Raw genomic sequence first — 4,821 nt, forward strand, 5'->3', positions numbered from 1 at the left:
TTTTGTTAACTGTATTTTAGCTACTGTATTAATACAGCAGATAAACATTATGAGTGATTTATATAATCATCTTTTTTATCACCAAGGTAGAGCTTAAGTAGCTTTTCAGGCGCACTGGGTAGATGTACACTTAAAAGTAATCCCGGAGTGTGATTAAAGTTGCTATCAATCCCCATACAATGAAATTGAGCGCCTAGTTTATGATATTGCTTTAATAAAATGGGTATGTCTTTTTTATCTTCTTCTATTCCCATAACTAATGTTGATACGTGATCTATGTTTAACGTGTGATCACTAATAAAGTCCTCAAACTCTGGGTGAATTTTATTATTAAAAGGCGTATTGGCGCTAACACCTTGTTTATTATTAACCATTGCATGGTCAATAATAGCTACAGAGCGGGGGTCGTAAAGTTTACTCAAGGAAACTGTACCATACAAAGTTCTATAACGAGGGTTTAATGCCATAAATGCGCCAATGCCTTTAAATAGCAGTAATAAACCATGGTAACTGCCTTGATGTTTTTGAACTATAAACGATCGACCCATTTCCAAACACGGCTGTTGCTGATTAATAAAAGAGGGTTCAAAATTAAACATTTGCGATAAATAAAGAGCGCTGACATCGCTATTTTTTAGCAATAAATCAGTTTGCCCTATTCTATAGGCACCAATTATCTCTTCATTTTTATGATCATAAATAAATAAATGCATGTAGCTTGCGTCAAACTTATCGGTATCACATGGCTTGCCGCTTCCTTCGTTTAATGTACGAAAGGTTATTTCTCTAAGACGTGTTATTTCAGCAACACAATTAGGTATTTGCACTTGATAGCCGTAATAAACTGAGTAACTTTTAAAGTCTAATAAGTGCTGTTCGCTTGGTAAGTTAGCAAGCTCATTCGTCATTTTTATTTTATCAACACCAGGCATAATAGCTTCAAGTTGTGTTGATTGGTTATCGTCCTGCCAAGGAGTTATAAAGCGATTATCGTTTAAATAACACTGCAGGCGAGCAATATCGTTGATATCGTCAACGTGCTCAAATTTACTTAATAATTTTGGCATAAGTAAATTACCAGCACTTAAATTAATGGACCCTTTTTGTATTTTAAGTAACTCACGTACAAGCATTAGCAATCTAAAGCGATAATAAATTCGTCCTAAATTATGAAACGTTGAGCTGTTTTGGCCACTTATAAACACAGGCAGTAAAGGGGCTTTTGTTTTTAGTGCTAATTGAGCGGCTAAACGGTTCCATTGCCCGTCGGTTACACGTTGCTTTTCTGATTGAAAAAATGAGACTCTGCCTGCAGGAAAAACAACAAGTAAACCATCGTTGTTTACATGCTTAAAACATTGTTTGATTGCACTGGTGTTAATGGCGGCTTTTGGCTTTAATGGGTTTGCAAAAATAAAGTAATCTTCTATTTCTTTAAATATTTTTAAACCAACGTTAGCCATTACTTTTGTATCACTTCGATAATTGGTTAATAATTTTGCAATTATTACGCCTTCTATCATCCCATAAGGGTGATTACATACCACTATGCAAGGGCCTTGCTTAGGTATTTTACTAATAATCCCTTGTTCACCAAGAACATTGATACCTAATACATTTAGTAGCTTTTCGCTAAATTCTTGTTTGCCTAAACCGGATAAATTATTAGATAAGTAGATGTCACGTAATTTATTTATACCTAATAAGCTGTCGAGCAGCGGAGCGGCTATTTTTAATATATGACCTAAAGGCGAAGCTGTATTTATTGCAGCCACACTTAGGTTTGATACGGGATGATTTAGTTTTGTCATATATTTAGTACTCTTGAGTATTTAAGCTGTTGTTATTACGTGCTGTGTATATTGAGACCGAGGCAAAACCATATTATGTTCAAAAAAAGCTAATAAAGTTCGCTTTTTTACAATGATTTGATGATTTGGGTAACCAAATTATCTGCTTTTTAGTAGTAAATACTTCAGTAGTTTAGACTAAAGCGTTTAATTATTGAAAAGTAAAATAATCAGAATTCATTGCAACTTTAATAAAACCGTTAAAATTTTAGTTGTAAGTGATTGCTCGCAACTAAAAAGGTAGGCCTTTAAGCATTGATTAATGCTATGTAAGGTACATATTCATTAATAGAAAAATCTCGCCCTTATACTATTTACTTTGCCCGCGTCTGAGCTTACCACTGGTATGTACGTCGATAGCATTACTAAGCATTACGAAGGGTTCAATAGTATAAAAATTAAGACCAGCGGTTTGATGCGTGATAAGTCAATTATTAAACGCTTAGTAACAGAAGCAGTACTAACCTACTGATTTATTTTTCTATGGGTGCTTTACTTCATGATTTAGGGCAAGCCAAGCTACCTCAGGGGATACTTTCAAAACTAACTAAGTTGACCAGCACTGAGCATCAACAATTAAAAAAACACGTAGTGCAAGGCTTGGGTTCAGTTAAAGGTGAAAAGGGTATTACACCGTTAATTCTCGACATGATAGTAAATCACCATGAGCAATTGGACGGCTCTGGTAATTCTCCAGAGATACAGGCTGAAAAGCTAAGTCGTCCACCCCTTATTATAGCAATCGTTAATGTATGTGATGCAATGACTGCTGACAGAGTACATCAAGAGAGTTATGAGCTTATTAACACATTATGTTATTTTTTAGCCAATAAACAATTATTTGATGGTGAGTTAGTACAACGTTTTATGAAGTGTTTAGGGGGGCATCTGGTAGGGAATATTGTAAAATTAACGAATGAACGTTTAGCCTTAATGCTTGAGAGGATCGTATTAAATCCTATTAAACCTACAACTAAGCTATTTTATAATGCTAAGCACAATCATCATGTTACACCGAAAGACATCGATTTAAGTGAGCACACCTAAGAGCTTAAAATACTATCAAGTGTTAAGCCCTTAGATTATGAGATTAATTTGTCTCGCCTGCTAAAAGAGCATTTGTTGAATTAGCTTTACTGCATTGCCTTTTTTTAGTTTTTTTTGCTGAAATAAACGCACCCAAAAAGCAACTTCCCATTAGTGTTAACCATAACAAAGTGCCTAGCTCTACGTGCAATGCAAAACAACACAGCGCCAAAGAGATCAACGCATTTAACATTGCCCCTAGCCAATAATGGTTTACGGGGTTATCGCATTGTCCTGCTTGAGTACATGCGCAGTAGTTTGCTTTGTAAAAGCAAAAAACACTTACGCCACAAAAAATAAGTGCAGCCACAATAAGTAAAGTAACCACTGTTTTATTCCCTCTTTGATTTTATGCTAAGTGTAAATTGCTAAGAATTTTAAATCAATCTAAATGATAATCAATCACGTTTAGAGTCATTACTCTAATAGCATATTTCTCATCCGATGAGTTTTAAATAGTTGTTAAAATACCGTTAAAAAACATGTTTTTGCACCTTTTTGATGTGATCATGAAGTTTTTTAAAAAAAATTGATGTAGTGTAGCTAAGTTTTAAATCTTAGTTACAACACACATAGCTACCCAAACAGTTTGTTTGGTTAAGGATACAATAATGAAATTTACTAAAACACTTATCGCAGCCTCGCTTGCATTTGTTTCAGCTGATAGTTTTGCAGCTGCGTTTCAACTAGCTGAGCAAAATGCATCAGGTTTAGGCCGTGCATATGCCGGTGAAGCTTCTATCGCAGACGACGCGTCTGTTGTTGCACGTAACCCTGCACTAATGACTTTATTTAAAGACAAGCAACTAAGTGTTGCTGCTATTGGTGTAATTCCAGATGTAAGCTTAGAAGGCGAAGGTGCGCCAACGGGTATTGAGCAATCCTCACTTAATGACGATAGCATTGCACCAAGTGCAGTGGTGCCAGCAGCTTACTTTACTATGCCTTACAACGATAAAGTATCACTTGGTTTTGGTGCATTTTCTAACTTTGGTTTATCAACTAAATTTAATGATGACTACGCCGCAGGCCAGATTGCGGGTGAGACTGAGATTTTTACAGTTAATATGAATGCAAGTGTTGCCTATAAAGTAACTGAGCAGTTTAGTTTTGGTGTTGGCCTAAATGTAATTTATGCTGATGCAACTATAGTTCGAAAAATAGGTGTAAACCCTTTTGGCGTTCCAAGTTCAACGAACGTTGTTGATCTTGAGGGTGATGATACTGGCTATGGATTAAATGTAGGCCTAATGTATCAACTTGATGAAAATAGCCGTTTTGGTTTTAATTATCGTACAGAAACAGATATAACATTTGAAGGAACTTATTCAAGCGCTGCACGTGGTATCGCTGAGCGCTCAGGTTCTGTTGATATTACTCTACCCGCTATCGCTGAATTTTCTGGTTCACATCAGTTAGATGAAAAGTTAGGTTTACACTACAGCGTACTATGGACTGGATGGAGTAGCTTTGACAAATTAGAAGCTGAAGTTGGTTTACCACCAGAGCAAGGTTTTGAAAAAACAGAAGACTTCTCTGATGCATTACGTTACTCAGTAGGTACTGATTACCAGTTAAATGAAGACATACTACTTCGTGCTGGTGTTGCATTTGATGAGTCGCCGGTATCACAAACGCACCTATCAATCTCTATTCCTGATACAGACCGTTTCTGGTTCTCGTTTGGTGGTAACTACACAATTGATCAAAACTCTAATTTTGATCTTGGTGTGAGTATTATCCGTGGTAAAACACAAACGTTTACAGAAACTGATGACTCAGGTAGTCAGTGGGCTTTTGAATCTAAAGGTCACGCAGTACTTATTGGTGCTCAGTACAACTACACGTTTTAATGTAGGAGTGTCTTGTGGTTAATCACAGGCAC

At 36.1% G+C, this 4,821-nt stretch carries 3 protein-coding genes and 1 pseudogene; 2 read left to right on the forward strand and 2 right to left on the reverse strand.

Going from position 1 to position 4,821, the window contains the following annotated elements; genetic code table 11:
* Positions 1-47 precede the first annotated feature (47 nt).
* Positions 48-1,811 carry a lysophospholipid acyltransferase family protein gene (locus P20652_RS02000; RefSeq protein WP_008172156.1) on the reverse strand — a complete coding sequence of 588 codons (1,764 nt, stop codon included), beginning with the start codon at positions 1,809-1,811 and terminating at the stop codon, positions 48-50.
* Between the two features lie 346 nt (positions 1,812-2,157).
* Here P20652_RS02000 and P20652_RS19135 point away from each other — a divergent pair.
* Positions 2,158-2,981 (forward strand): annotated as a pseudogene (locus P20652_RS19135) (HD-GYP domain-containing protein).
* Here the strand turns inward: P20652_RS19135 and P20652_RS01995 are convergent.
* Positions 2,941-3,264 carry a hypothetical protein gene (locus P20652_RS01995; RefSeq protein ID WP_008172161.1) on the reverse strand — a complete coding sequence of 108 codons (324 nt, stop codon included), beginning with the start codon at positions 3,262-3,264 and terminating at the stop codon, positions 2,941-2,943. The pseudogene P20652_RS19135 and the gene P20652_RS01995 overlap by 41 nt on opposite strands.
* 283 nt (positions 3,265-3,547) lie before the next feature.
* Between P20652_RS01995 and P20652_RS01990 the strand changes: the two genes are divergently transcribed.
* Positions 3,548-4,789 carry an outer membrane protein transport protein gene (locus P20652_RS01990; RefSeq protein WP_008172164.1) on the forward strand — a complete coding sequence of 414 codons (1,242 nt, stop codon included), beginning with the start codon at positions 3,548-3,550 and terminating at the stop codon, positions 4,787-4,789.
* Positions 4,790-4,821 lie beyond the last annotated feature (32 nt).

It is taken from the genome of Pseudoalteromonas sp. BSi20652, from assembly GCF_000239855.1.
Lineage (GTDB): Bacteria > Pseudomonadota > Gammaproteobacteria > Enterobacterales > Alteromonadaceae > Pseudoalteromonas.

Excerpts from the sequence above, each read along its gene's own strand:
- P20652_RS01990 (WP_008172164.1), top strand. The coding sequence starts at position 3,548 with ATGAAATTTACTAAAACACTTATCGCAGCCTCGCTTGCATTTGTTTCA.
- P20652_RS02000 (WP_008172156.1), bottom strand. The coding sequence starts at position 1,811 with ATGACAAAACTAAATCATCCCGTATCAAACCTAAGTGTGGCTGCAATA.